The following is a 1,113-nucleotide window of genomic DNA, read 5'->3' on the forward strand; positions in this document are numbered from 1 at the left end:
GGCGGTTGCAGGAGCTGAGTGCAACACGGTTATTGAATTGAAGCCGGAGCATCATGCCGCATTGCCATGGCATTTTGCATGACCTCTCCCATCACCTCGATGGGGCATTTGAAGTCGAAGCGCTTGCGCGGTCGCATGTTCAGTTGCAGCGCAATGGCGTCCAGCTCCTCCTGGCTATGTATCGACAGGTCTGTGCCCTTGGGCAAGTACTGGCGAATCAGGCCGTTGATGTTTTCGTTGCTGCCGCGCTGCCAGGGGCTGTGCGGGTCGCAGAAGTAGATCGCCACGCCGGTTCTTTGGGTGATCTCGGCATGTCGCGCCATCTCCCGGCCCTGGTCGTAGGTCATACTCTTGCGCATCGCCAGCGGCATGCCATTAAGCGCTGCACTGAAGCCCTCCATCGCCGAGGTCGCCGTTGCGTCGTTCATCTTCACCAGCATCAGGTAGCCACTGGTGCGCTCCACCAACGTGCCTACCGACGAGGCGTTGGCCTTACCCTTGATCAGGTCGCCCTCCCAATGCCCCGGCATCAGCCGGTCTTCGATCTCTGGCGGGCGCACATGAATGCTGACCATTTCAGGGATCTGGCCGCGCCGATCCACGCCACCAGAGCGCGGCCGGCGCGTCGTCTTGCCTTGGCGCAGACAGATGATCAGCTCCTTACGCAGCTCACCCACTGGCAGGGCATAGATCGCGTTGTAGATCGTCTCGCGACAGACGTAGGCATCTCGCAGGTTGGGTATGTTCATGCTGCGCAGCTTGCCGGCAATCTGCTCGGGAGACAAACGCTCACGCAGCATATGGGTCACCAGTTCGAAGCGCTCGCTACCCGGCAACAGTTTTCGCATCGGTCGACAAACCTGGCGGCGGGCCTGCATTTGCTGCTGGGCCAGGCGGGCCGAGTAGCCACCGCAAGCACCTCGGTTACGGCGCAGCTCCCGGCTGATGGTCGAAGGGGATCGGTTGATCAAGCAGGCAATCCTACGCAGGCTGAAGCCTTGGGTACGACCGATTTGTATGGTGGCGCGCTCTTCAACGCTGAGTTCGGTATAAGACATAGGGGCAGCACCGTACCGGAAAGGTCAGGTGTTGCACTCAGTTTTTGCCGCCGCC

The 1,113-nt window shown here is 60.6% G+C and carries 1 protein-coding gene; it reads right to left on the minus strand.

Features of this window, described 5'->3' with window-relative positions:
- Positions 1–29: 29 nt before the first annotated feature.
- Entirely contained in the window at positions 30–1,058 is a 1,029-nt protein-coding gene (locus MJ643_RS31615; RefSeq protein WP_247727279.1) for an IS30-like element ISPsp7 family transposase, read from the minus strand.
- Positions 1,059–1,113 lie beyond the last annotated feature (55 nt).

The sequence above is a fragment of the Pseudomonas sp. PNPG3 genome, assembly GCF_023093815.1.
Classification (GTDB): Bacteria; Pseudomonadota; Gammaproteobacteria; order Pseudomonadales; family Pseudomonadaceae; genus Aquipseudomonas; species Aquipseudomonas asiatica.